The following is a 1,753-nucleotide window of genomic DNA, read 5'->3' on the forward strand; positions in this document are numbered from 1 at the left end:
ATATTGCCCGTTATATCCGCGCGGTACAGAACTCTCTCGGCAGCAACGTCGAGACGCTCTACCGCCTCAACGAGGGCAGGGTAGAGGCGCTTGAGTTCCGCGTAAAGAGCAGCTCCCGCGTCGCTAATATCCCTCTCTCAAAGCTGAACCTCAAGGACGATCTGCAGATCATTTCCATCGCCCGCAGGGGCAGGATCATTCTCCCGACAGGCTCGGATTCCGTCATGCCCGACGATTCCGTCGTCGTTATCACAAAGCACAAGGGCCTCAAGGACCTTGACGACATTCTGAGCAGACGCTGAGGGATTGGTTATGAATAAAAGATTGATTGTCTATATCCTCGGCTGGGTTCTGATAGTCGAGGGCGCGGCAATGCAGCTGTGCACCGTAACCTCAATTATTTACGGAGAACACGAGGCGCTGTACTTCCTCGGCACGGGCATTGTCAGCGCGGTTCTGGGCGTGCTCGCCGTCAAGGTGAAAAAGCCGAAGAACATGGTGCTCTACCAGAAGGCAGGCTTCTGCGCGACGGCTCTGAGCTGGATCGTGCTCTCGCTTGTCGGCGCAATGCCGTTCTTCCTCAGCAGAGAGATACCGAACTACATCGACGCTCTGTTTGAGACTATCTCGGGCTTCACCACTACGGGAGCGACGATCCTCGTCGAGGTCGAGCGGCTCAGCCACGGAATGCTGATGTGGCGCAGCCTTATGAACTGGCTGGGCGGCATGGGCGTAATCGTGTTCCTGCTCGCGCTTATCCCGAAGCTCGGCGGTCAGCAGAATATCTACCTCATGCGCGCCGAAAGCCCGGGTCCGATCGTCGGCAAGGCGGTGCCCAAGATGCGCCACTACGCCGCTATGCTATACGGCATCTACTTCGGACTGACGATGCTGGAGATGATCCTCCTGCTCTGCGGCGGCATGGAGTTCTTTGATGCGATAAACACCAGCTTCGCGACCGCCGGCACAGGCGGCTTCGGCGTGAGAAACGCGAACATCGCCGCCTACGACACCTACTATTTCCAGACGGTTATCGCGGTATTCATGATGCTGTTCGGCGTGAACTTCTCGGTTTATATCCTCATCATCACGCGGAAGTTCCTGCAGGCGGCAAAGATGGAGGAGCTGTGGTTCTACCTCGGCTTCATCGTGCTGTCGACGGTCATAATCGGCATCAATATCATGCCGCTCTATCCGACCGCCTACGACGCGTTCCACCAGTCGTTCTTCTACACCTCGTCGATCATAACCACGACGGGCTTCGGCATAGGAGACGTCAACCACTGGCCGATGCTCTCGAAGTCGATAATAATGTTTCTGACCTTCCTCGGAGCGATGGCAGGCAGTACGGGCGGCGGCTTCAAGGTCGCGCGATTGCTCCTGCTCGCGAAGGAAGCAAAGAAGGAGTTCCTGCTTCTCGTCCACCCGCGGAATATCCGTCAGGTGAAGATGGACGGCAAGACCGTCGACCACAACACGATGCGCAGCACCTCTGTGTTCCTCGTCGTGTACATGGCAATTTTCGTCATCAGCTTCATTCTGGTTTCGATCGACGGAAAGGGCTTTGTGACGAGCTTCACCTCAGTCGCGGCTACCCTCAACAACACGGGCCCGGGTCTCGGCGACGTAGGCCCCGTCGGCAACTACACGTTCTATTCGCCTTTCGCGAAGTGCGTGCTGTCGTTCGACATGCTCGCGGGCAGACTTGAGCTTTATCCTCTGCTCCTTCTCTTCGCGCCCGCGGCGTGGAAAA

At 57.0% G+C, this 1,753-nt stretch carries 2 protein-coding genes; both read left to right on the plus strand.

The genetic code is table 11. The features are described from left to right. The coding region (locus tag JKK62_RS16840) for a TrkA C-terminal domain-containing protein (RefSeq protein ID WP_279380646.1) at positions 1–302 on the plus strand (302 nt) is incomplete at its 5' end. A gap of 10 nt (positions 303–312) precedes the next feature. After that, positions 313–1,753, plus strand: a 1,441-nt coding sequence (locus JKK62_RS16845) for a TrkH family potassium uptake protein (RefSeq protein WP_201428935.1), incomplete at its 3' end; no start/stop codon positions are given.

This window comes from Ruminococcus difficilis (assembly GCF_016680995.1).